28 protein-coding genes are annotated in these 23,554 nt (G+C 59.5%); 26 read left to right on the top strand and 2 right to left on the bottom strand.

Annotated features, from left to right (window positions below):
• Positions 1-22: 22 nt before the first annotated feature.
• The 21 genes from BLQ85_RS15095 to BLQ85_RS15200 all read left to right on the top strand — a co-directional run bounded on the left by BLQ85_RS15095 (position 23) and on the right by BLQ85_RS15200 (position 18,358).
• Positions 23-2,200: a portal protein gene (locus tag BLQ85_RS15095; protein WP_139200998.1), complete on the top strand. Its 2,178-nt coding sequence runs from the start codon at positions 23-25 to the stop codon at positions 2,198-2,200.
• Positions 2,197-2,496, top strand: a complete 300-nt coding sequence (locus BLQ85_RS15100; RefSeq protein WP_074578046.1) for a hypothetical protein — start codon at positions 2,197-2,199, stop codon at positions 2,494-2,496. Before BLQ85_RS15095 ends, BLQ85_RS15100 begins: the two co-directional genes overlap by 4 nt.
• A gap of 85 nt (positions 2,497-2,581) precedes the next feature.
• Positions 2,582-3,556, top strand: a complete 975-nt coding sequence (locus BLQ85_RS24315; protein WP_139200999.1) for a hypothetical protein — start codon at positions 2,582-2,584, stop codon at positions 3,554-3,556.
• A 33-nt stretch (positions 3,557-3,589) separates the two neighbouring features.
• On the top strand, positions 3,590-4,561 hold the full coding sequence (locus tag BLQ85_RS15115) for an SU10 major capsid protein (protein ID WP_139201000.1): 972 nt from the start codon (positions 3,590-3,592) through the stop codon (positions 4,559-4,561).
• A gap of 86 nt (positions 4,562-4,647) precedes the next feature.
• Positions 4,648-4,956: a hypothetical protein gene (locus BLQ85_RS15120; protein ID WP_074578049.1), complete on the top strand. Its 309-nt coding sequence runs from the start codon at positions 4,648-4,650 to the stop codon at positions 4,954-4,956.
• Positions 4,956-5,576: a phage adaptor protein gene (locus BLQ85_RS15125; protein WP_074578050.1), complete on the top strand. Its 621-nt coding sequence runs from the start codon at positions 4,956-4,958 to the stop codon at positions 5,574-5,576. Before BLQ85_RS15120 ends, BLQ85_RS15125 begins: the two co-directional genes overlap by 1 nt.
• Positions 5,573-7,024: a hypothetical protein gene (locus BLQ85_RS15130; protein WP_074578051.1), complete on the top strand. Its 1,452-nt coding sequence runs from the start codon at positions 5,573-5,575 to the stop codon at positions 7,022-7,024. The genes BLQ85_RS15125 and BLQ85_RS15130 overlap by 4 nt, the downstream gene beginning before the upstream one ends.
• Positions 7,021-7,335, top strand: a complete 315-nt coding sequence (locus tag BLQ85_RS15135) for a hypothetical protein (protein WP_074578052.1) — start codon at positions 7,021-7,023, stop codon at positions 7,333-7,335. The genes BLQ85_RS15130 and BLQ85_RS15135 overlap by 4 nt, the downstream gene beginning before the upstream one ends.
• Position 7,336: 1 nt before the next feature.
• On the top strand, positions 7,337-7,963 hold the full coding sequence (locus BLQ85_RS15140; RefSeq protein ID WP_074578053.1) for a hypothetical protein: 627 nt from the start codon (positions 7,337-7,339) through the stop codon (positions 7,961-7,963).
• Complete coding sequence (locus BLQ85_RS15145; protein WP_074578054.1) at positions 7,963-8,481, top strand: hypothetical protein; 519 nt, start codon at positions 7,963-7,965, stop codon at positions 8,479-8,481. The genes BLQ85_RS15140 and BLQ85_RS15145 overlap by 1 nt, the downstream gene beginning before the upstream one ends.
• On the top strand, positions 8,478-9,044 hold the full coding sequence (locus BLQ85_RS15150) for a hypothetical protein (RefSeq protein ID WP_074578055.1): 567 nt from the start codon (positions 8,478-8,480) through the stop codon (positions 9,042-9,044). Before BLQ85_RS15145 ends, BLQ85_RS15150 begins: the two co-directional genes overlap by 4 nt.
• The gene (locus BLQ85_RS15155) at positions 9,044-10,582 is read left to right on the top strand and encodes a hypothetical protein (RefSeq protein WP_139201001.1); all 1,539 of its coding nucleotides are present in this window, start codon (positions 9,044-9,046) and stop codon (positions 10,580-10,582) included. Before BLQ85_RS15150 ends, BLQ85_RS15155 begins: the two co-directional genes overlap by 1 nt.
• The gene (locus BLQ85_RS15160; protein WP_074578057.1) at positions 10,579-12,666 is read left to right on the top strand and encodes a hypothetical protein; all 2,088 of its coding nucleotides are present in this window, start codon (positions 10,579-10,581) and stop codon (positions 12,664-12,666) included. The genes BLQ85_RS15155 and BLQ85_RS15160 overlap by 4 nt, the downstream gene beginning before the upstream one ends.
• 143 nt (positions 12,667-12,809) lie before the next feature.
• Complete coding sequence (locus tag BLQ85_RS15165; RefSeq protein ID WP_139201002.1) at positions 12,810-14,153, top strand: hypothetical protein; 1,344 nt, start codon at positions 12,810-12,812, stop codon at positions 14,151-14,153.
• Positions 14,153-14,542, top strand: a complete 390-nt coding sequence (locus tag BLQ85_RS15170) for a hypothetical protein (RefSeq protein WP_074578059.1) — start codon at positions 14,153-14,155, stop codon at positions 14,540-14,542. The genes BLQ85_RS15165 and BLQ85_RS15170 overlap by 1 nt, the downstream gene beginning before the upstream one ends.
• Positions 14,539-14,922, top strand: a complete 384-nt coding sequence (locus BLQ85_RS15175) for a hypothetical protein (protein ID WP_074578060.1) — start codon at positions 14,539-14,541, stop codon at positions 14,920-14,922. The genes BLQ85_RS15170 and BLQ85_RS15175 overlap by 4 nt, the downstream gene beginning before the upstream one ends.
• 8 nt (positions 14,923-14,930) lie before the next feature.
• Entirely contained in the window at positions 14,931-15,242 is a 312-nt protein-coding gene (locus BLQ85_RS15180) for a hypothetical protein (protein WP_074578061.1), read from the top strand.
• On the top strand, positions 15,239-15,748 hold the full coding sequence (locus tag BLQ85_RS15185) for a lysozyme (RefSeq protein ID WP_074578062.1): 510 nt from the start codon (positions 15,239-15,241) through the stop codon (positions 15,746-15,748). The genes BLQ85_RS15180 and BLQ85_RS15185 overlap by 4 nt, the downstream gene beginning before the upstream one ends.
• Complete coding sequence (locus tag BLQ85_RS15190; protein WP_074578063.1) at positions 15,745-16,089, top strand: hypothetical protein; 345 nt, start codon at positions 15,745-15,747, stop codon at positions 16,087-16,089. The genes BLQ85_RS15185 and BLQ85_RS15190 overlap by 4 nt, the downstream gene beginning before the upstream one ends.
• Positions 16,090-17,582: 1,493 nt before the next feature.
• On the top strand, positions 17,583-17,933 hold the full coding sequence (locus tag BLQ85_RS15195; RefSeq protein ID WP_139201003.1) for a hypothetical protein: 351 nt from the start codon (positions 17,583-17,585) through the stop codon (positions 17,931-17,933).
• 206 nt (positions 17,934-18,139) lie between these two features.
• Positions 18,140-18,358, top strand: a complete 219-nt coding sequence (locus BLQ85_RS15200; RefSeq protein ID WP_074578065.1) for a hypothetical protein — start codon at positions 18,140-18,142, stop codon at positions 18,356-18,358.
• Between the two features lie 27 nt (positions 18,359-18,385).
• Here BLQ85_RS15200 and BLQ85_RS24610 read toward each other — a convergent pair whose 3' ends face one another.
• Complete coding sequence (locus BLQ85_RS24610; protein ID WP_175456127.1) at positions 18,386-18,559, bottom strand: hypothetical protein; 174 nt, start codon at positions 18,557-18,559, stop codon at positions 18,386-18,388.
• A 16-nt stretch (positions 18,560-18,575) separates the two neighbouring features.
• Complete coding sequence (locus BLQ85_RS15205; protein ID WP_254806450.1) at positions 18,576-18,887, bottom strand: helix-turn-helix domain-containing protein; 312 nt, start codon at positions 18,885-18,887, stop codon at positions 18,576-18,578.
• 180 nt (positions 18,888-19,067) lie between these two features.
• Between BLQ85_RS15205 and BLQ85_RS15210 the strand changes: the two genes are divergently transcribed.
• The 5 genes from BLQ85_RS15210 to tssE all read left to right on the top strand — a co-directional run bounded on the left by BLQ85_RS15210 (position 19,068) and on the right by tssE (position 23,542).
• Entirely contained in the window at positions 19,068-19,949 is an 882-nt protein-coding gene (locus BLQ85_RS15210) for an XRE family transcriptional regulator (RefSeq protein ID WP_074578067.1), read from the top strand.
• A gap of 379 nt (positions 19,950-20,328) precedes the next feature.
• Complete coding sequence (tssB, locus tag BLQ85_RS15215) at positions 20,329-20,823, top strand: type VI secretion system contractile sheath small subunit (RefSeq protein ID WP_074578068.1); 495 nt, start codon at positions 20,329-20,331, stop codon at positions 20,821-20,823.
• A 24-nt stretch (positions 20,824-20,847) separates the two neighbouring features.
• Positions 20,848-22,335, top strand: coding sequence for a type VI secretion system contractile sheath large subunit (gene tssC, locus BLQ85_RS15220; protein WP_007873559.1), 1,488 nt, complete (start codon positions 20,848-20,850; stop codon positions 22,333-22,335).
• A 259-nt stretch (positions 22,336-22,594) separates the two neighbouring features.
• Positions 22,595-23,080 (top strand): Hcp family type VI secretion system effector, encoded by a 486-nt coding sequence (locus tag BLQ85_RS15225; RefSeq protein WP_074578069.1) that lies wholly within the window; start codon positions 22,595-22,597, stop codon positions 23,078-23,080.
• 48 nt (positions 23,081-23,128) lie between these two features.
• Positions 23,129-23,542, top strand: coding sequence for a type VI secretion system baseplate subunit TssE (tssE, locus tag BLQ85_RS15230; protein ID WP_007873556.1), 414 nt, complete (start codon positions 23,129-23,131; stop codon positions 23,540-23,542).
• Positions 23,543-23,554: the final 12 nt, after the last annotated feature.

Below are 23,554 nucleotides of genomic sequence, written 5' to 3' on the forward strand. Positions count from 1 at the left end.
TAAAGGCCAGGTAATGGCAAAAATGGACGACGAAAAGCTACTCTCTCACCTGAATGGGCTAGAGGAAGACTCGTCTCAATTCGTCTGGGGCAGACTCGGTTCTGAGCGTGAAAAGAGCATGCGGGAGTACTACCGCCAGCCATACGGCAACGAGGAAGAGGGTTTGTCCGCCATCGTCACCAGCGAAGTGCAGGACACGATTGAATGGATCATGCCAGACCTGCTGGACATCTTCACCAGCACTGACAAGGCCGTGGTGTTCGAGCCGACCAGCAAGGAGGATGTGCAGGGCGCGGAGCAGGCGACGGACGCCGTCAACTACGTCTTCCACAAGCAGAACAACGGCTTTTTAGTCCTTTACACCGCGTTCAAGGACGCCCTGATGGTCAAGAACTGCGCGGTGATGTGGCGCAAGGAAACCAAGCGGGTTAGGTCGGTTGTCCCGGCTACAGGCGCCACGCAGGAAATGCTTGCGATGCTGCTGCAAGAGGCCGGCGAGGACGCGGAGATTGAGTCAGCTACCGCGCAGCCTCCACAGCCCGTAATGGGGCCGCAAGGTCCGGTGGTTGGCCTGGATGGCCAGCCGCTGATGACTGAGCAGACCTACAACGCTCGCATCAGCAAGATCGAGAAGAAGACCATCATCAAGGTCGAGGCCTTCCCGCCGGAGGACTTGCTGGTCAAACGTGACTGGACCAGCCCCCTCCTGGCTGATTGCCCCTATGTGTGCCGCAACATGCCGGTAACGCTGTCTGAGCTGCACGAGATGGGCTACGACGACGTGACCGCATCGGACCTGAGCGCCTCGGATGACGCGGGTATCAGTGCTGATGGCTCATTCCGCATGAATCGCGCCGGCACGACCGAAGACGCCCGCACCGATGCAAATACCCTGGCGTCGGACGACGAGAGCCAGACCACCGGCTTCCTGCGCATCGAATTCGTGTTGGTGGACTATGACGGCGACGGCATCGCAGAGCGCCGCTGCATCTACCGCCTGAAGGACAAGATCCTCAAGAACGAGGAAACCAGCCATGTTCCCATTGCTACGGCCTCGCCAATCCTGATCCAGCACCGCTGGGACGGCATGAGCCTGGCCGAAGCGGTTAGCGACCTGCAGGAGCTGAACAGCGAATTGACCCGCCAGATGGTGGACTCCGGCCGGCTGGCGATGAATCCGCGCACCAAGGTGCTGACGGATGCCAACTGGTCGCCCATGGCCAATATTGATGACCTGCTGGACAGTCGCGCGGGCGGTATTGTGCGCCAGAAGGTGGACGGCGCTACTCAGGAGATGGTGACGCCTTGGGTTGGTGCTTCCATGTTCCCGATGCTGGAATACACCGCCACCATGCTGGCTAAGCGCACGGGCGTATCGGGTCAGAGCCAAGGGATTGATGCAAACGCGCTGAACCGTGGCGGGAACTACGAAACGCGCGTGATGAATGCGGCCCAAAAGCGCATCAAGCTCATTGCTCGGGTGTTTGCTGAGATCCTGCTCAAACCGACCTTCCAAGGAATCCTCAAGCTGTTGACCGATGGTGAGATGGAAAAAATCTCCTTCAAGTTGCGCAATGAGTTCGTGGAGTACGACCCCAACGAGTGGCGCGACAGCTACGACATGACCAGCAATGTTGGGCTGGGCACGGGCGACAAAGAGCAGCAGACCATGATTCTGCAGGCTATTGGGCAGTCTCAGGCCATGCTGGCTCAGTCTCCGTTTGGCAAGCTGCTCATCACGCCGAAGAACATCTACAACACCCAGGCCAAGCTGGTTGAAAACGCCGGCTTCAAGAACGTGGGTGACTTTTGGCAGGATCCAGGCGACAAGCTGCCAGAGCCAGTGCCCCCGCCGGTTGACCCTCAGGTCCAGATCGCGCAGATGAAGCTGACGGCCGAGGCCCAGAAGTTCCAGGCGACCAGCCTGCAGGAAGACAAGCGCATGACGTTTGAGGCCCAGGCCAAGGAGCGCGAGCAGGCCAACTCGCTCACGTTGCAGCAGCAGAACGACGAACGCGACGCTCAGCGGGAACTCGCGCGCGACCAACGGGAATTTGAGCTCGAACAGCAAAAACTCAGCCTGGATAAGTACAAGATTGATGAGGACAACCGGCGCGCGCTCATCGTTGCCGAAATCCAGGCCAGTAGCCGCAACAAGGGGCCAGCACAGACGCCGCCAGCATCGGAGCCACAACCATGACCGACCACCAGACGGCCCAGCAAGGCGTTGATGCCCGCCTGGTGCTGGAAAACCCAGCCTACAAGGCTGCAATGGAGTCCCTGAGGGCTCAGGTAGTCCAGCAGTGGAAAGACTGCCCTGTCCGCGACAAGGAAGGCCAGCTTCTGCTGCTCCAGCTCGCCAAATTGACAGACAAGTTTGAGGGCATCTTGAACGGGCTCGTGGAGTCCGGCAAGTTCGCCGATCACAAGATCAATATTGACAAAGAACGGGACGAATCTGGCGCTCGCAAGGGCTTGCGCCGCGTTTTCGGGTAGACGCCCTACCCATCGGCCTCTGTCGCGAGACATGCCTTAGCCACCTCAGGCGGACGTGAGGGGTGGTTCTGACTGAAAGCTACCCATGAGCACTGGACAAGCCGAACAAGCCCCAGCAAGTATTGATGACCTGGCCCAATTCCTTGTGGACACGCCCGAAGCTGATGCTTCTGACCCCACGGAAGAGGAAGAAGGCCAACCCTCCGACGAGCCCCAACAGGACAACTCCGACGAGGCAACTGATCCAGACCCTGCTGAAGATGACGCGCCCGAAGAGGACGAGGAATCCGAAGAAGCCAAAAAGCAGACAAGCCTGAAATTCAAAGTCCCCGTCAAAGGCGACGACGGAGCCGATACCACCATTGAGGTGGACGAAAAAGAATTGGTTGCTGGTTATCAGCGTCACAGCGATTACACGCGAAAGACGCAGGAACTGGCGACAAAGGAACGCGAAGTCACGCAGGCAGTAGCGACAAAGCTCCAAGAGGGCCAAAACTACTACATGCAGCAGGCGCAGATGGCACATGCGGCTGTCCGGCAATTCGCGGGCCTGAAGTCTCCTGAAGAAATGGCGCTCCTCGCCCAAACCGACCCGGCCGCCTGGGTGCAAGAACAGCAGCGTGAACGATTCGTCGCCTCCACCCTGCAACAGATCGAGCAAGGCGTGCAGCGGGAAACCGCGCAGCAAGAGGCCACGCGCAGGCAGAAGGAAGCCGAAGCGTACGAGGCAACGTGGGAAGAACTCAAGAAGGACGGCCTGGACAAGCCCGCCCTGAAGAAGATTTTCGACACGATGCAGGACAAGTACAAGGTGCCGGCCACGAGGTTGGCGAACGTGTACGACCCCATTCTTGTGCGAATCATGCGTGATGCAGCGGCCTATCAGGAGCTGAAAGACAAAAAGGCGTCAGTGGTGAAAAAGGTGCAAGAGGCGCCAAAACTCCCCGCACAACGCCAGAGCGTGCCGAAACAAGAACAGCGGAACAAGTCCCTCAATGCCAAGTTTGCCTCCGGCAAGGCGAAGCTCAAGGATTTGGCCGCTTACCTCGAAAACAACTGACGCATCGCTGAGAAGCGACCGAAAGGATCGAAAGTGACTCTCCCAACCAATACCTATACCCGCTATCTGGTGGGTACGAACGCGCGCGAAGACCTGATCGACAAGATCACCAACGTGTCGCCCGAAGAAACTCCCGTCATCTCCAGCTTTGGCCGTGGCACTGCCGAGAACACCTACCACGAGTGGCAACGTGACACCCTGCGCGCCGCCAACGCGGACAACGCAGCCCTTGACGGCGACGATGCTACCGGTTCGGCCAAAGCTGCCCCCGGCCGCGTGGCGAACTATTGCCAGATCTTCCAGGACACCATCGTCGTGTCCGGTCGGGCGGAAATCGTCAAGAAAGCGGGCATGAAGTCTGCTCTGGCATATCACAAGGCCAAGGCTTACAAAGAGCTGCAGCGCGACATGGAAGCTATGGCGCTGTCCACGAACCCCGCTGTAGCGGGTTCTGCCGCAGTGGCGCCGAAGTCCGGAGGCCTGGGCGTGCTTATCTACACGAACGCCTTGCACGGTGGTGCGGGCGCGACTGCCGCTCACACTTCCGGTGCCCCGACCGTTGCCAACACTGCTGGCACGAACCGCACGTTCACCAAAGCGCTGCTGGATACCGCCGCCCAATCTGCCTTCACGGCGGCCGGCAAGGTTCCCGAAATGGTTGTGGCCTCGCCCAATCACAAGGTGATCTTCTCGACCTTCACCGGCATCGCCCAGAACCGCTGGGAAGTGCAGAAGAAGGACACGCAGGGCGCAGTGGTCGGCGGTGCTGATGTGTACCTGTCGGACTTCGGCAAGATGACTGTCGTTCCGCACTACCTCATGGTTGGTGCCGATCGCGTCTACGGCCTGAACCCTGAATACGGCGATGCCGTGTATCTGCGCGGCTTCCAGTCTGCCAAGCTCGGCAAGTCCGGCGACAGTGAGCGCGAACAGGTCTTGGTGGATTCCACCATCCGCCTGACCAGCGAAACCGCTCACTTCGCCATTAAGAACCTGACCCCCTAATCTGGTGAGTTAGTTGAGAGGCTCGCTTGCGGGCCTTTCCTCTTACTTTCCTATTTCTCTCAACGCTGCGAAGCGCCGGAGCACCAATGGCTGACTACACGATTGACGAGGGTTTTAACCCGCAGACGGGCGTTCACACGCGCGTGCACTTTGAAGACGGTCAGATCATCCATCAAAAGACCTTTGACGCTGAGCCCTACCTGAAAGCAGCTGAAGAAGCTCGCATTCAGTCCGAGGGGAAGCGCTGGGGTGATGGGCAGATCATCGGCACGCTCCCGCCCCTTGTTTACGCCGAGATTCAGGCAATCCCTGACCCTCAAGAGCGTGACCAGAAAATCATGGCCTTCTTCCGCCAGAACCCTGCATTTGTAAGGTTCAGCAAGGCGCTGCGGTAATGGCTCTCGCCAACTACACAGACCTTCAGGCATCAATTGCCTTGTGGATGGTCCGGACGGACCTCGGGGCGGTGATTCCTGACTTCGTGGCGATTGCAGAGGCCCGCATTAATGCGGATGTGCGCTTGCGTGAGGGCATTTCTACCGTTCCGCTGTCAACCGTGGTTGATTCGCCCGAAGTCGCGCTACCGGTGGATTGGCTCGAGTTTGAAAGCCTGAGCGATGACGGCCGCCCGATGGAGTACATCACAGTAAGCGAGCTGCGCAGCCGAAAAAATGAGTCCGCGACCCTGAATTCCCGCGTTCCGGCCCGCTACGGCATCGAGGGCAGGAATCTCCTGCTGACACCTACGCCGGCTGATGTTCGAGTGCTGGAGGCCCGCTATTACGCTGCAGTTCCTCCACTGGCGACTAATCCGACCAACTGGCTCCTGACCAAGTACCCAAATATCTACCTGTACGGCTCGCTGGTGTCGGGGTATCAGTACCTGCTCAATGAAGAAAAGGCCACGTACTGGGGTAATTTGTATGTGCAGGCCGTATCCGTGGCAAAGGGTGCTGATGACCGCGCCCAGACCTCTGGCGGTAGGTTGACCGTTCGGACGCGTTACCTACGATGACGCCGATTCTTGGATTCGCCCCGGACGCTGAAAAGACGATGCCGGGGATTTTGACCGCTTGTTCGCATGTGATTCCCTATGAGGCCGGGTTTCGCGGTGCCCCATCGCCTGTAGCCGTGACGGCTGATGCGCTGGCGGCTGAATGCCGGGGTGCTGTAGTGGCCGTCAAGCTCGATGGAACCCGCCGCATCCTGGCTGGAACGCAAACCAAGTTGTATGAGCTGACAGGCTCCACCTGGGGCGATGTCAGCACGGGCAGCTACACGGGATCGAGCGAGACGCGCTGGTCTTTCTGCCAGTTTGGCGATACGACGATTGCAACGAACCTCGTAGACGCAATGCAGTCATCGAGCGCCACGACCTTTGCACCGATTGCGGGAGCACCAAAGGCAAAGATCGTAGTGAGTGCCTCGAATAACTTTGTGCTGGCTTTCAACACCTCGGATCCGACTTACGGGGTGAATCAGGACGGCTGGTGGAACTGCGCGCAGAACGATCAAACGAACTGGGCGCCCAATGTGTCCACCTTGGCCAATCGGGGCCGCTTGGTGGCTGTTGAGGGGCCAATCCAGGCCGCTTTGACGCTCGGTGACTATGTAGTCGCCTATAAACACCGGGCCATTTTTGTTGGGATCTTTGTCGGAACGCCTGTTGTGTGGCAGTGGAATTTGATTCCGGGTGGTGAGGCCGGTGTCGTAGGTCAAGAGGCTGTTTGTGATATCGGCGGCGCGCATTTCATCGTTGGAAATGACAACTTTTGGCTCTTTGACGGTACTCGTCCTGCTCCGATTGGTGATGGCGTTACCCGCCAATGGTTCCTGAACAACTCTAGCCCGACTTACCGCTATCGAACAAAGGTTAGTTACGACAAGCAAAACGATCTGGTGAGGGTGAATTACCCCTCTCTGACCTCGACCGGGCAGTGTGATGCAACACTCGTGTATCACGTCAAGAAAAAGCAGTGGGGCAACGACGACGTGACCACCGAGGCGTCGTTGAACTTCATCGCTCCAGGCGTCACGATTGACGGGCTGGACGCTTTTTCCTCAACGATTGACGGCCTGCCTGACGTTCCCTTCGATTCGCAATATTGGTTGTCTGGCGGCCAGACTCCGGCCTATTTCAATTCCTCACACCGGCTGGTATCACTGAATGGGACGACTGCAAGCAGCAGCTTTACGACCGGCGATATGGGCGACGACGACGCTGTGACGCTCATTGAGCGCTTCCGGGTTCGGTTTGAGCAGTCCCCAACAACCGCCAGCGCAACGGGATTTGTGAAGTTCAACGAGGGTGATGCCCTGATGGCCGGGGCTACGAACGCGATCAACGACGGCAAGTTTGATCTACGCCAGTCCGGCCGCTTTCACCGTGTGCGCGTGGACATGACCGGTGACCACAAGGAATATGCCTTTGACGCCAAGCCAAGAGCATTGGGCGGGCGATGAGGCTAGAAGACAACCCCCTTCTGCCGCAGTCCATCGGGGACGGAAATGCACTGCTCTTTGCCCTGAAAAAGTACTTTCAACAGATCAGCCAGAAGGTCAATCAACTCGGTGATGGACGGATGGCCGCGCGCGACCTCACAGCAACCGCAGTGCCCACAACCGGGATGTATGCAAAGGGCGACTTCGTAGCCAACAGCAACCCCGTAGAGCTCGGAGCGGCATCTAACAAGTACGTCATCACCGGCTGGATTTGCACGGTCGGCGGGACGCCAGGCACTTTCGTGCAGGCACGAGTTTTAACAGGAAACTGACATGGACCAATCATCCGTAAACCCATACCTCCAGCCTGCGATTGACGCGGCGCAGGGTGATCTAGTCCGAAACTTCAACCTGACCACCCAGCCGGCCTATAACTCGGCCATGGTGCGCTCAGGCTCGTTTGGTAATGCTGGTGTGCAGCAACTCAACGAGAACGCGCAGCTCAACCTGCAAAAGTCCCTGGGCGACATTTCCAGCGGTATGCGGAACAACGATTACCAGTTCAACCAGCAGTTCAACCGCTCCCTGTACAACGACGCCTACGGCCAGAACATGCAGAACCTGCAAACCGGCATCGGCTTGCTGGATCGTCAGCAGGCCTATGACCAAAATCAGACCGGTAACGCTACGACCATCCAGAACACACCCATGAACTACTGGCAGCAGTTCAGTAACTCCGCCAACGGGATTGGGCAGGGCTTTGGCAGCTCCACTGGAACCCAGATGGGCGGCGGCTCTAGCCCCTGGACAACTGCACTAGGTGGTGCGCAGCTTGGTTCTGCGGCTGCAAAGCAGTTCGGCTGGGGTAGCGGAACCACCTGGGGCGGCGGCAACAACTATGCGGGTACTCCCTATAACGCGGACACCACAATCCCTATGCAGCCTGGCGGGGGGTGGTGATGACCGCCGCAATTGCCTGCGTACTGCCGGCGTACAGCTTTTCACTCACAAAGCCTTCGCAGCTTCAGGTTCGGAGCCGCATCGTTGATCTTGAAGCGGCCATGCGCGCTCGGCCAGACCAATTCGATCCGGAATGCAAGGCCTTTCCCGTGAGGCACTTCAAAGCCCCTGGCATGGTGGCCCGTCAGATGCTGATTCCCAAGGGAATGCTGATTGTGGGAAAGATCCACAAGCACGCTCACCTGAACCACATCACTTACGGTCACGTCAAGGTCGAGACGGAACACGGATCGAGAGAAATCAAAGGCCCTGACACATTCACGTCCGAGGTCGGCACCAAGCGTGCTGTGGTGGCCCTGGAGGACACGCTATGGACCACGTTTCACCTGAACCCGAACAACTACGACCCCGAGAACGAGGACGATATGAAGAAATTCGAGGCTGAAATCATCGCCAAAAGCTATGACGAGTTGCCCGCCCCGGCTTCCCATAAGGAAGTAAAAGAGGTGGCGGCATGACGTGGGGCGCTATCGGTGGCGCAGCCATCAGCGTGGTTGGTAGCGGCTTGATGGGCGGCGGTGGGGGAGGCGGGGGGCAAAGCCAGACGGTCTCGAAAGACCCATGGTCTGTAGCTGCTCCTTGGCTGACCGAAAACGTGCGCACTGGTCAACTTCTGCAGAACCACTACCAGAACAACCCGTTTAGCCAGATGCAGCAGATTGGCTACAACAACCAGGCGGGTAATGCAGATTACATGCGCTCACTCACGAGCGCCGTGCTGGGCCAGCTCAACAACTCCACCTATTTCGACCGTGCCAACCCGAACGCACGCCCTCAGGCATTCCAGTTTCCGACCGCGAACGGCCAAGCTGGCGGAGGTGGGGCGTCCTACCTCGGCGCATCGCAAGCGCAGTTCTCTGCTGCAAACAATCCATTCCTGAACGGCTCTGTGCCGGCGCCCGCACCAGTTGCAGCACCCGCACATGCAGAGATGCCTCTTATCCCGATCTATGACGGTCAATACATCCTTGACTACACCCACAACCCAAGCGATCCACGCCTGGTACGAGGAGGCAGCTAATGGGACTTCTGGATGTACTGAACAGCGATGAAGGCCGTCTTGGCTTGGGCCTGCTGGCCGCTGGCGGGTATTCACCTACGCCGATGAGCTTTGGACAGCGTGTGCAGTCCGCGATGCAGGGGCAGGACACGTACAAACAGAACAAGCAAAAGTCCAGTCTGCTGGACATGCAGATGAGGAACTTTGAGAGCGAAATCGATGCTCGCAAATTGGCCGGCATCAAAGATGCGCGCCAGCAAGCGCTGATCGCCTCAGTGTTTGGACCTGGTGGTGGCGGGCTGCTGGCTGAGCCCACCTCGCCTGGGGCGTTTACACCTTCTGTGGATGGAATGGGCCCGACGATGCCGCCGCAAATGCAGCAGCAGGCCCGCCCGGGTGGCTTGGCCGGCATGACACCGGACATGGTCGCCCGCCTGAAGCTCGGAGGCCTGGACCTGACCGACATCTACAAGTTCTCGCAAGAGCCGCAGAAGTTTGAAGCCGGCAGCACCTACAAGGACCGCAACACCGGCGCGGAGCGCTTCATCCCCAAGGTTGGTGAGGGCATCTCTGCGGACGCCAACGGTTTTTACTCCCCGCTTCCTGGCTACGCCGCGGCTCAAGGGCAGATCGAGGGAGCGAAGACGGGTGCAAATGAGGGTGCGAAGGCTGGCTTTGACCTTGTCAAGGTTGTGGGTCCGGATGGGGCTGAGCGCTACGTTCCGCGTTCGACCGTGCTCGGGATTCCGGCGCCAGGACAGTCAGCACCAGCGCCTGCAGCTCCTCGCCCAATGGCAAGGAGCTCAATGGCGCCCATGGCTGGCGAGTCCGACCGCTTTGCAATCTTGAGCCAGGAGCTTGAGCGCGCCAAGGCTAGCGGGAATGCCGCGGATGTGGCGTCGCTTGAGCGCGAAATCGGCCGGTTGCCTGCTTCTGCACGCACCAATATGACCACCTCCGGCCTTGCTACGCCGGGCTTCCAGGCTACGCCAACGACCGCGCAGAAGTTGGCAGGCGATGCGGGCGGAAAGATCAACGAGACGTGGCTGAAGACGAGCTACGAGCCTGTAGTGGCGAGCATCGGTCCTACAGATGACATGCTGGCCAGCGTGCGTGTTGCGCGAAATGCGATCACGCAGATGGGCGGAACGGGCTGGGGGACGGAGACCAAAGCTGCAGCCGCGAGCGTTCTTAACGGCCTTGGATTGTCCGCCGGCAACTCCAAAATGCTCGCCATCAGCTCGCAAGTTTTCCAGAACGCGGCTATGGAGCGCCTGCAATCCGTCCTCAATGCCGCCAAAGGCCCACAAACCGAGGGCGATGCGATACGAGCTATGAAAACCTTCGGCCAGCTTGGAAACACGACCGAGGCCAATGCTTTCATTCTCGATTTGTCCGAGGCCAAAGCCCAGCGCGACAAGATGAAGGCTGCTTTTTATCAGCAGGCCCTGCCGATTGCTCAGAAGAAGGGCGACCTGGCCGAGATTGACCGCGAGTGGTCTCAGCGTGCGCCCTCGATTTTTAGCCTGCCAAGCATGAACAAGTGGGGCGTTAAGTGAGCGATTACGACGCCGCCTTTGCAACTGCTTCTCAGGGGTTGGGTACAGCCGCGCCTGCGCAGAACGAGTACGACGCAATCATGTCTGGCATTCTTCCGAAGGTCGAACAAGCTGCGGCACCTGTTCAACGGCCAAAGAAGGGTAGTGGGTCAGAAATCATTGATGCGGGCAATGCCGTAGGTACAGGTTATTTCAAAGGCCTTTCCAGTCTGGCCGGCCTCCCCGTGGATACCGTCGCGAACGTGCTCGACCTTGGCAAGGCCGCTTTGGGTGCGCCATACACGGCGGTCACCGGGAAGGCTGCACCTGATTGGCTTATGCCTGCGGACCGAAGAAACGTGGTGGGTTCTGGGGCGTACATCCTGGACAAAGCAGGGCAAACCACGGTGGGGAAGAATCTCACGCAGGCAATTAACCCCGAGTTTGAAGGCGGCTATTTGCAAGCCGCTGGTGGTGCCCTCAATGGAGTGGTTCGTCCCCAGACGACTCTGCAAGGCATCAATCAAGCCGTCAACTCGGTGGCCGGTGTGACGGCCGGTAAGGCGGTAGGCGATGCAACGGGCAATCCGGCCCTTGCGATAGCCGCAGGCATGTTGCCTACCGCGATTCAAAGCGGGGCAATCGGCGCAGGCCAATGGGCTGTTCGGGGCGGTGAGGAGGGCCGTCAAGCGATGGCCCAGCGCATACAGGACTTGCGAAACGCCGGCGTCAGCAACCCAACTCTGGGGCTGGCGTCTGGTAATGCGCTCATCGGTGGGGTTGAGAACCTACTGCAGAACACTCCTGGTGCGGTGGGGGTCATGCGTCGAGCCAGGGAATCTGCTGTAGGGGGCATGGAGGAGCGCGCCTTGCAGGCCGCCGCCGCCGCGTCACCAAATCGCGGGGCGTTGGAGGCCGGCCGCGAAATCCAATCCGGGATTAATTCTTTTAGAGACGACTTCAAGGCAAACCAGGGCGCTTTGTATAACAGGATGGACCAGTTCATTCCTCCTCTTACCCCGGTAAATGTGGCCGCCACGAAAAAGACGTTGAGCGTAATGAATCAGGACATTCCCGGCGCCCCGGAGCTGTCAAAACAGTTCAAGAACGCCCGAATCATGGCCATTGAAGCCGCCATGAAGAGCGACACCGCCGGGACTGCCCCAGGCGTACTACTAAAACCTGTTGCTTCCGGTGGGCTGATGAACGCGCCCTCGTTCCGACCAGTTGCAATACCTGGTGGATCTTCTCCAGACATGCTTCCGTTCCAGGCGGTTAAGCAGACACGCACGCTCGTGGGAAACGAGATTTCTGACGGAGGCTTGTTGAGCGACGTACCGCGCAGCAAATGGAATTCTCTTTATGGCTCCCTCGCAGGCGACCTGCAGCAAGCGGCGAATCAGGCTGGTCCGAATGCCGCACAGGCTTTTAATCGCGCCAACGACTACACCAGGGCAGGAGTTGCTAGGCTGGACCGCGTGGCCCCGTTTGCTGACAAGGTCGCACCGGAACAGGCCTATACCGCGATGGTGCAAGCGACCAAAGAGAACGTCTCAACCCTTCAGGCCGTCAAAAAGACGTTGCCAGAAGGCGCAAGAGGTTCTGTGGCTGGCACAGTGATTGAGCGCCTTGGTCGGGCAACCAACGGAGTTCAGAACGAGTCGGGCACTGCATGGAGCCCGGAGACGTTCCTCACTAACTGGAACAAGATGAAACCAGAGGCCCGCCAGGAGTTGTTCTCGGGTTTCAAGAATTCGGCACAAGTGATGGACGACGTAAGCGCAGTGGCGCGAGCCGCAAGCTTGATGCGCGAAAACTCGAGGATGTGGGCTAATCCGTCAGGAACTGGTGCGAATGTCGCGGCCCGAGGCCTTCTCGGCGCTGTCGCTACAGGCGGTGCGGGCGCTGCAGCTGGTTTGCTGAGCCCATTGGTCCCATTGGGTGCCGCGGCTGGTATTGGCGGAGTCAATCTCGCTGCTCGCACTGTCACATCGCCCAAGATCGTTAGCGGTGCGGCCTCGAGGATTTATATCGATCCGCGAATGTTGCACTCTCAGGTGAATTCACTCGTCGGCGGCGGACTCCTAAATTATCAGCCCGAATAAGAAGAGGCCGACCCCACCGACCACTAGGACGATGGCGCCCACAACCATTAAGACAGCGGCACCACCCTGAGAAAAATCGTCGTTTTCCATGTAAGCCCCTAAGCCACCCACCGAGGTGGCTTTTTTCATTCTAGAGGTATCCGATGCCAGTGCCAACCGCAATTACAGACCTGAGCCAGACGGCCGCGTCAAACTTCCCAGCAGGAAGCAACGCCCCGTCCGTCTTGGATGACGTGCAACGCGCCCATGCTTCATTTATTGCGATGCTGCGCGACGGCAAGGGGTTCACTACCCCTGTTGTGCTTGCGTCTGCCGCCACTACGGACATTGGTGCCCAAAACTCCTACGGTGTCGAAATTAGCGGGACTGCCACGATTACAAGCTTGGGCACGACCTATAGCGGGCCACGCTTTTTGCGGTTTATGGGAGCCTTAACTCTTACTCACGGCGCTTCTTTAATTCTCCCCGCCGGGGTAAATATCACCACTGTGGCCGGTGACACCTGCATTGCCATACCCAAGACGACGGGTGGCGTAGCCGATGGGTGGGCAATTTTTGCTTATCAGACAGCCGGGGGCACTACTGCAGTGAACACAGGCCAGCTCGCAGGTTTGCGAAACATGGTAATCAACGGCAACGGCCTAGTGCAGCAGCGCTCGGCCCCGACGCTCACGGCGGCGCTTCAATACGGCGCAGCCGACCGGCACTTGGTCGGTGTGACCGGCGGCACCAGTCTTTCGGGCACGGTCAATGTGTTGCCTAATACAGGATTCTCTTGCGGCATTGGCTACGGCGCGGTTGCGGCATCTTGGACGACGGGCTCATTCATCCTTAAGCATCGGATTGAGGGCGCCAACACCAAGCAATTCAACGGCAAGACCATCACAGTGTCTGGCAAGCTGTATCAGGACACCGGCGGTTCGCGCAATCTGACAGTGTCGCTTGGCAAGCCCACCACCACGCTGGACACGTTCAGCGCCGTCACGAACCTGGGGACCTCCAGCGCCATCGCGGTGCCATCCGGCACCGTGACGGCATTCAGCTACACGCTGGCCATGGGCTCCACCGACGCCAGCCTGGGCCTTGAGGTGCTCATCACTGACAACACCACCAACACGGTCTCGAACAAGAATTACCTGGTCGGCGATTTGCAGGTGGAAATCGGCTCGGTGGCAACCGTGTTTGAACAGCGCCAGATTCAAACAGAAACCGCCTTGGCACAGCGTTATTACGAGACGGGCACCACCTATGCCGCTGGTCATGCGCCGGCCGGCCAATTCCTTGGAAATCGAGTCGGATACAAGGTACAGAAGCGGGTTACCCCAACGCTGGTTTTAACCAGTGTGTTGGCGGCAAGTGTTGACGCCTCTACGACCGTCGCCCCAACCCCGGCGGCGGATGCGAGTGGGTTCGGTGTATTCCGCGGTGGAACTGCTTCTGGCCCGGCCGCTTTTGGCGATACGTGGACGGCTTCGGCTGAGCTCTGATGTACAAGCTCACCGACACTGCGGTGGTTATACGACTCATTGATGGGGCCTACATCCCTGAGGATCCGAGTAACGCTGACCGCATCGCCTATGCGGCTTGGTTGGATGGTGAAAACACACCAGAGCCGGCCGACGTGCCGCCGCCTCCTTCGCCTCTCAGTCAAATTCGAGCCATCGAGCGAACGCCGGAAGTGTCCGATGCAATGCAGCGAGGCAGTCGACTGGTGGCGCTGTCCTATGCCTTAGATGACCTGATTCGCGTTGCCGCGTCGAAGGGCCAGAGCGTCACGCGGCAACAAGCCCACGATTGGGCAATGCTGAACGACAGCAACTACAAAAAACTGTATGACGCGGAACAAGTCATCAAGCCACTGAGGGCACTTGTATGAACGTTTTTGAAATCACCCTGTGGACCGAGTTCCTCCTATTCGCGCTGCTGATCATCAGTTCGCCGTTGGAGCTATTGCTGCACTTCTGGGGGCTCATGAACTACGCACGGGCGCGTGATCTACCGGGTGCCGGCGTAACGAAAGCCTCAACTCTCTGCGCGATGTATTTCCTGATTCGAGGCTATCTGCTCGACTTCATCGTGAACGTTGTATGGATGACTGTCTACCTCGGGGAATTTCCCAAAGAGCTGACCGTCACAGCGCGACTGAATAGGCACGCAGCGACCGGCAGCGGTAAGCGCTTCGACCGGTGCCAGCGGATCCAAGATCTGTTTTTGAAATTCTTTGACACCAAGTACGCCGATGGCGTTCACCGATAAGGAGCAGTATGGACCACAACGACATCAGCCGCCCATTTTTGAAGGCGTCCACCGCAGGCGCCGGGGCCGTTGCTGCCAGCACCGATGTAGCCGGCCAAGTCGCACGCGCAGCGACGACGACGGCCAGCTATGACGCATGGATGTTTATCAACTCCTTTCCATGGGATCTGATCGCCAAAATCGCCGCTGCAATTTACGGCGTGTTAGTGCTGTCGGAGTGGATCTGGAAAAAGGCCATTCGCCCTTTCTGCGAGTCACGCGGCTGGTGGAAGCGCCGCAGCAGGCGCGAGGCCGAAGAATCGGACAAGGTGCCGCTGTGAAGAACATTCGCATCTTGGTTGCCGGCTTGTCGCTCAGTGCGGCCGGGCTGGTTGCCATCGTCAACGATGAGTCCTATACCGACAAAGCCGTTATTCCGACCAAGGGAGATGTGCCGACTGTGGGGTTTGGCAGCACTTTTCACGAAGACGGCCGACGCGTCAAGATGGGCGACACCACGACGCCGCCGCGCGCGCTGGTCAAAGCGCTGGCCCATATCAGCAAGGAAGAAGCGATCTTCCGTGCCTCGCTCGATGGCGCCAGCCTGAGCCAGGCCGAATTCGACATCTACATGGATTGGGTTTACCAGTACGGCACCGGCGCCTGGGTCAAGTCCAGCATGCGCCGGCAGATCCTGGCCGGCAACTATCCCGCCGCGTGCGATGCCCTGCTGGCCTATAAGTTTTCAGCTAGCTACGACTGCAGCGCTCCAGGCAACAGGGTCTGCGCTGGCGTGTGGACTCGACAGCTCAAGCGGCATGCTCAGTGCATGGGGGCTGTTCAATGAATCCGTGGCTCATTCTGGTTGCGGTCCTGGCGTGTGCAGGCAGCTTCTGGTACGGAACCGAGGTAGGCGCTGACGGCGAAATCGCCAAGCAAAAGAAGCTGGACGACGTGGTCATCTCGGTGAAGGAGGCCGCTCAGCAGGGCGCAGCCCAGGCAATTGCCGCCAACCAGCCGATCAACAAAACTATCGTCCAGAAGGTGCAGCATGAAATTCAGACAAACACTGTGTACCGCGATTGCCGCAATACTGTTGACGGGGTGCTCCGCATCAATGAAGCCCTCACCGGGCGGCCCCAGTACCCTGGTGACGGCAAGTTGCCCGGAGCTGGCGCCGCTAAATGATGACAGCTTCGGGGCGACAGTTCTCAAGCTGGTAGAAGTTGCTAATCAGTACCGTGACTGCCGTGAAGCTGCATTGGCGAGGTAGAAAAAGAGGGGTGGCAAGCCACCCCTCCTTTTACAAGGTAACGACGATCAGGAGAAGATATGCCAACGCGCGGATGCACGCTGCCATATCTACCTTAACCTTCACGTCCACCGTGAGCTTCTTCGTCATGGTTTTATCCACTTAGAAAGCCCGAGGCCTCGGACTGTTAATCCGATGTATTTGTAAAGCGCCCCTTCGCCGGCGCCGCCCTTCACCTACCCAGGATGGATTCAGGCGTCGGCTTCGCTCTCATTCAGGGTGATGGGTCTCCACGCTATTCAGGGGCTCCCCCTGGCAGTATGGTCCCGCCCTTGTGATTACTCACCTTAAGCCGTTTCTTAGTCGGCCCCGGACCTTTAGATTCAGTCCTGGAAGCGGTACTGATGTATTTGCCCGCCTCGTGAGGTGGGATATTGGTATGCAGATCCACGACTTCAAGGCCGGATGGAAAATATGCCAAATCATTGCCGCCGTGGAGTGGGGGAACAGAAGGGGGAATAGGTTGGCGCTCATGTTGATGATCGCTAATATTCATGCGGCCTGTAGCCAGAAATGGGACTGACACCCTCCCGCCAAAACCGGTTTAAGGACGTCCACCGGAGGTCCAAAAACCCCTGAAAGCCCCGCTAGCCGGGGCTTTTTTGTTTTCCGCGGTCCGAGACGGGGGCGTCTCCAAAAGGCCGCTATGGCTTTGGAAGAGGATGGCCTCTTCGGGCGAGCGAGAAGCCTACGAGCCTGCCGACGCGGCCGGAGTTGCCGGTCGAAACCCTTGGGATATCATCGCCGGTCCAGGGCAAAACATGGGGGGCGGAAGATGAAACCTGTCCATATAAAAATACTGACGGTTTGCGTACTCGCGTTCGCAGTGCCTGGCATCTACGCCAAAGGCCCATCCAAGATTCACTGCACTGTTCAGACCTCCTCAGAGGAGGCTGAACGCCAGTTGCTAAAAGTCAGGGAGCTTGCTGCAGACGCAATCGTTGCTGCCGCCTACTCGAGAGGATTTTGTGCGAGGTTGGCAAAAGACTACCAGGACAGAGGCCGCACTGCAGAGGCGGTGCTGCGGAACCACCAGCTTTTGGGGAAACCGGTGGACCCGGCAATGCTCCACAGTCTCTGCTCAACGCATGCGGATATTTATAACAACTTGCGTCATCATCACTGCCTTCCGGGTCAAGTCGGGTATTAGCCATTTCCGTTCGCTCGGCAGATGCCCGCGGCATCGGCCCTGAGCTGGGCCACGGACGCGGGCACCAAGTTCAGCGCGGCAGGCATGTGCCCAAAAAAAAGCCCGGGACAAACCGGGCGTGGAAGCTGGCAAGGCCAGCGAGGGAGGGAGCGGCTCATGACAAGCCGCGAATTGAATATAGCTGCTCATTTCCTGGGGCCTTGTAGGAGAATGCCCAAAATGCATCCCCTGATGGTTTCCAATCCCGATTCCGTCGTGGCCGAGCTGATAGGCCGTATCGCGGCCATCGTGATGCGGACCTATGAGGTGGAGCAGTTGCTGCCGCGGGGCAGCGAACACCGGCTCTCGCTCGCGGGCCACGAACTGGTCAGCGCGATCTCGACGGATGCCGGGCGCATCGATTTTTCCTGCGAGCTGATGCTGGAGGCCCGGGAGCGCGGCAGCTCCTTTCTGGTCAAGGTGCAGGGCCAGGCCGCCTATGAAAGCCCGGTCTGGCGCATCAATGAAATCTACGAGGTGGTGGTGGATCCGCTGGACCGGGGGGCCACCGGGCATGGGGACTTGCAATAAGGACCCGGGGGCGGCGGCCGGCTTATGGCGCTGAATAAGTCCTAAGTACCAGCTTTTCCCGTGATGATGGCTCCGGTTAGGCCAAAGAAGGGTGTTTTCCTACAGAGCTTCCCCTGCCTTGGGGTCTAAAGTGGGCACTGAGCAATCTGGTGCCTCCCCGCCGCAGTGGGGGCGGACGCCATGGACATTCAAGGAGGACAACAAAGATGCTCGCACTGCTCAAGGTGAAGCTTCAGCCATCGGGGGAATACATCCTCAAGGAAGCGGGTCAGGACATGACCTTCAATCAAACCATAGGCCCCTTGGCGGATGCGGGCGAGTTCTACAGGCGTGTCGCCTCGCGCATCGCCGAGCTGGCCAGGGCTGGCATGCAGATCAAGTACATAGACCACGGCGAGTACGACTCGCATCCGGGCGCGCTCTGAGGCCCGGGGAGGGGCGCCCGCGCACCCTCAGGCCAGCTCGAAATGCAGCAGCCGGATGGGGTGAAGCTGCTCTTCGGCGAACTGGGTTTTGCCGATGGCGGCTTTTTCAAGGTCTTCCCGCTCCAGTTCAACCAGCACCAGTTCGTCTTCACGGGTTCGCAGGTAGATGCGCAGCTTGATGTCCTTGCTGGAAAGCAGCATAGGGCTTCCTTTGATGTCAGGGCTTGCGGATGCGGCCGGGGCGGGTGCCGGCCGCTCCCGGCGCCGCCGCTTTGTCGCGGGAGCCGGGCATGGTTACCGCGATCTTGCGGGTTTGCCGGAAGGCCAGTGCCCTTGTCGCGGGGTCGCGGTAGCGGGATGGCCACAAGGCCTGGGGCGTGGTGTCCAGGGCCTTGGCCACCAGTTGTTCGGCCGCCAGCCAGGGGCTGGTGAGCACGCGCTGGATGTGGCTGTAGCCGTTGTCGTGGGCGATCTTGCGAAGGCTGGTGCCGCGCTTGCGCAAGGCGGCAATGACATCGGCGGGGTGCATATCTTCCTGTGAGGTTGTTGTTTTATTTATGCTCATATCCACTATTTTGAGCTTGAAAGGTGTGAAGTCAAGCACGCCTGGGCCCATAGTTATGAGTATTGCTTATATTTTTATGCGTATCTGGTAAATCGAAGGGCTTGAGGTTTGCATGTCTGTGTTCATTGACACAAAATAGTGTTCATGAGCACAAAAGACGCGGCGCCTTCCGACCAGGCGCCTACGGAAAAAGCGCCTGGCGCGCAGAACGCCAACCAGCCCTACCCCTTGGCCTCGGTGTCGCCGGTCAAGGCGGATGAGCCGGTGGCCTGGTACCGTTACCACGCCGCGGCGGCCGCCAGCAAGGAGGAGGTCAAAACCGTCAGGACCGAGGCGCGCAACGTTTTTATGCAGCAGTTCGGCCAGCGCTGCCGCGCCGCGCGCGGCGCCCGCGAGATCAACGACGTGGCGGCCGCGGTGGGCGTTCACCGCAACACCATCTGGAACGTCGAGCGCGGCGACAGCCTGCCCGATGCCTTCGAGCTTGAAGTGCTGGCCCGCGAATACAACACCACGCCGACACAGCTGCTGGGTGGCCAGGCGCAGGACGCGGGCCGGTCCGCGGGTGTGCCCCACGGCGTGCGCGCGGTGCAGGCCGATGAGCTGATTTACGTCCCGCTGTTCGACCTGCGCGAGCAGGCGGAAGGGGCTGCCTTCACCGATGCCGACTCGGTGCTGGCCATGCGGCCTTTCGATGCGCAGTTCATACGTTACGACTTGGGCATCGCGCATGACGACCTGGCGATGTTCGGCGTGGTGGGCGCATCCATGGAGCCGTGGCTGCATGCCAGGGATGCGGTGCTGGCGGACCTGCGTGACCGCGATGCGCTGACCGAGGGTGTGCACCTGATACGCCTGGACGGCGCGCTGCTGATGAAAAGGCTGCAGCGCCTGCCCGGGAAAATCCTGCGGGTCAGCAGCTACAACCCGGCCTACGAGCCCTTCGACATCCAGGGCCACGAGTCGGCCGACCGCGACTTCGCGGTACTGGGCCGGGTGCGCTGGGCCGGCGTCACCTTCAACTGAAGGGTTGCGCCGCATCGCGCGGTGTTGCGGTTTTGCCGCGCTGCGCGCCGGCAAATATTTCCATCGCGGCCTTGCCGCGCCACAGCCTAGGGTTGTTCCTATGCCCCACCGGCAGGCAAGGCGGGACACTGTGGCGCCTCGCATCGCTATGCCGTGGTGCCGATGATTTTTGTCGCACAAACGTGCTACAGGTATATGGCTCGGCCCGGCTCATTTTGCTGCATGTTTTCGCGGCCTCCGTCCCCTGCTTTTTCCTCCGTATTACGGCTGAAACATGGCTGTTTAAATCAAAGGATATCGAGTACTATCGTTTTCGACTTGTTACACGTGTGAAACGTGTGGCCTCCCCTCAACTCTCACCGTATCGAAGGAAACCACCATGGCAACCGATGGGTCAGTAGCACCAAAAGAGCGTGTCAACATTGTTTATCGTCCCGCCACGGGGGACGCCAAGGCCGAGGTTGAGCTGCCGCTCAAGCTGCTGGTCATGGGCGACTACACCCTGCGTGAAGACGAGACGCCGCTGGAGGAAATGAAGCCGATCAACATCGACAAGGACAACTTCAACGAAGTCCTGAAGGCGCAGAAACTTTCGCTGAGCATGTCGGTGCCCAACAAGCTGGACCCCAAGGCCGACAAGGACGCGGTGCTGGCCATGAACGTCGACTTCAGCTCGATCAACGACTTCTCGCCCGACGCCATCGTCGACAAGGTGCCCGAGCTCAAGCAGATGATCGAGTTGCGCGATGCCCTGAAGGCGCTCAAGGGGCCGCTGGGCAACATTCCGGACTTCCGCAAGAAGGTCCAGGAACTGGTGCAGGACGAAGGCGTGCGCGCGCGGCTGATGTCCGAACTCGGCGTCAAAGACCAATAAAAGAACCGCACCGAAGGAACCATCATGGCTGAAACCAACAAGCAAACAGAAGCGGCGCCAGGCGCGGCGGAAGACGCGGGCGGCTCGCTGCTCGACCAGCTGGTCAACTCCGCGCGCATCAAGCAAGGCGACGACGCCTATTCCATCACCCGCCACGGCATCCAGGCCTTTGTCTCGCAGCTGCTGGAGCCCCAGCGCTCGGTCGAGCGCGTCACGCAGGCCACGGTCGACGACATGATCGCCGACCTGGACAAAAAGCTCTGCGCGCAGGTCGACTCCATCCTGCACCACCCCGACTACCAGAAGCTGGAATCGGCCTGGCGCTCGCTGAAATTCCTGGTCGACCGCACCAACTTCCGCGAAAACGTCAAGATCCAGATGCTCAGCGTGAGCAAGAGCAAGCTGCTCGACGACTTCCAGGACGCGGCCGACATCACCAAGTCCGGCCTCTACAAAAACCTCTACACGGCCGAATACGGCCAGTTCGGCGGCCAGCCCTTCGGCGCCATGATCGGCAACTACGAGTTCGGCCCGGGCGGGCAGGACATCAAGCTGCTGCAGTACATGGCCAGCGTCGCGGCCATGGGCCACGCGCCCTTCATCGCCGCCACCGCGCCCGAGTTCTTCGGCGTCGAGTCCTATGAACAGCTGCCCAACCTCAAGGACCTGGCCTCGGTCTTCGAGGGCCCGCAGTTCGTCAAGTGGAACGCCTTCCGCGAGACCGAGGATGCGCGCTACGTGGGCCTGACGCTGCCGCACTTCCTGCTGCGCGTGCCCTACAGCGCCGACACCGTGCCGACCAAGAAGTTCAACTACAAGGAAGACGTCTCCGGCGGCAACAACAGCTTCCTGTGGGGCAACGCGGCCTTCGCCTTTGCCTCGCGCCTGACCGGCAGCTTCGCCGACTACCGCTGGTGCGCCAACGTCATCGGCCCGCAGGGCGGCGGCGCGGTGGAAGACCTGCCGGTCTACACCTACGAGTCCATGGGCGAGCTGCAAAACAAGATCCCCGCCGAGGTGCTGATCTCCGAGCGCCGCGAGTTCGAGCTCGCGGAGCAGGGCTTCATCGCGCTGACCATGCGCAAGAACAGCGACAACGCGGCCTTCTTTTCGGCCAACTCGGCGCAAAAGCCCAAGTTCTTCGGCAACAGCAAGGAAGGCAAGGAAGCCGAGCTCAACTACAAGCTCAGCACCCAGCTGCCCTATATGTTCGTGGTGAGCCGCCTGGCCCACTACATCAAGGTGATCCAGCGCGAGAACATCGGCACCTGGAAAGAGCGTGCCGACCTCGAAAGCGAGTTGAACATGTGGATACGCCAGTACGTGGCCGACATGGACAACCCGGGCGAGGGCGTGCGCAGCCGCAGGCCCCTGCGCCAGGCGGAGATCACCGTGGCTGACGTCGAAGGCGATCCAGGCTGGTACCGCGTCGACCTCAAGGTCCGCCCGCACTTCAAGTACATGGGCGCGTCCTTCAGCCTGTCACTCGTTGGGAAGCTCGAGAAAAAGTGACGGCCGGCGGGCGGTTTCCCGCGGGGAAATCGCCTGTATGTCGGTTGTAACTTTGCCGCCTGGCTTCTGACATGGACCCGAAACAGGGGCCTTCCAGAATACAGGTCATGCACAGAGCAGATGTTTAAGAGATGTGCAGATCACCCGGGTGGCCAAGGGGCGGGGTGGTAAAGAGGTTCAAGCCCCGCTGAGTGTTGCGGGGGCCTTGAGCGGATCTGAAACAGTTTTACGACAGTACCAACTTAAAGGAAAAATCATCATGCCAATGCCATGCTACCTCATCCTCGAAGGCGAAAAACAAGGGAAGATCGAAGGCTCCGTCAAGGTCAAGGGCCACGAAGGCAAGATCCTCGTGCAAGCCGTGGACCACGTCATCGAGATCCCCAAGAGCCCGCAGACCGGCCTGCCCACCGGCAAGCGCGTGCACCAGCCCATGACGGTCACCAAGGAAATCGACAAGGCTTCGCCCAAGCTGTTCCAGGCCCTGACCTCGGGCGAGCAGCTCAAGAGCGTGAGCCTGGAGTTCTACCGCATCTCCCCCAAGGGCACGGAAGAAAAGTACTACACGGTCAAGCTGTCCTCGGCCATCCTGACCAACGCCCGGTCCTGGACGCCCAACTGCCTGAACCCCGACAACAAGCAGATGGGCCACATGGAAGACATCTCGTTCACTTACGAGAAGATCACCTGGACTTTCGAGCCGGACGGCATCGAGGCAGAAGATTCCTGGCTCGCTCCGAAGTAATGACGGGCAAGCGGCACGCCGGCCCGGCTGAGTAGAGAGACCACAACGGTGAAGGAGCGGCGACTGCTGGAAAGAATAGCGGCCTGGGAAGATGGTGGACAACGCACCAACCAGACGCAGGTCGATATTCTTGTCCGGTCGGTCACCAACCACCTTCTTCGCCTGCTCAATACCCGGCAAGGCAGCGTGCAGCTCGATCCCCTCTTCGGCGTGCCCGACTTCACCAATATCGCCGGCGGGCTCACCGCGGGCTCCACCGGCGATATTGAAGAAGAGATCCGCCGCATGGTGCTGAAGTATGAACCCCGCATCAAGTCGCCCCGCGTGGTGATGAGCCGGGAGTCTACCGACGTGCTGTCCATCCGGTTCGCGCTGGAAGGCCGGCTTGAAGTGGATGACCGCGAGATTCCGCTTCAGCTCTCCACCACGGTTGGCGCAAACGGCAAGGTCAACATCAACTGATTTCAACGGCCC

This window comes from Polaromonas sp. JS666 (assembly GCF_900103405.1).
GTDB lineage: Bacteria > Pseudomonadota > Gammaproteobacteria > Burkholderiales > Burkholderiaceae_C > Polaromonas.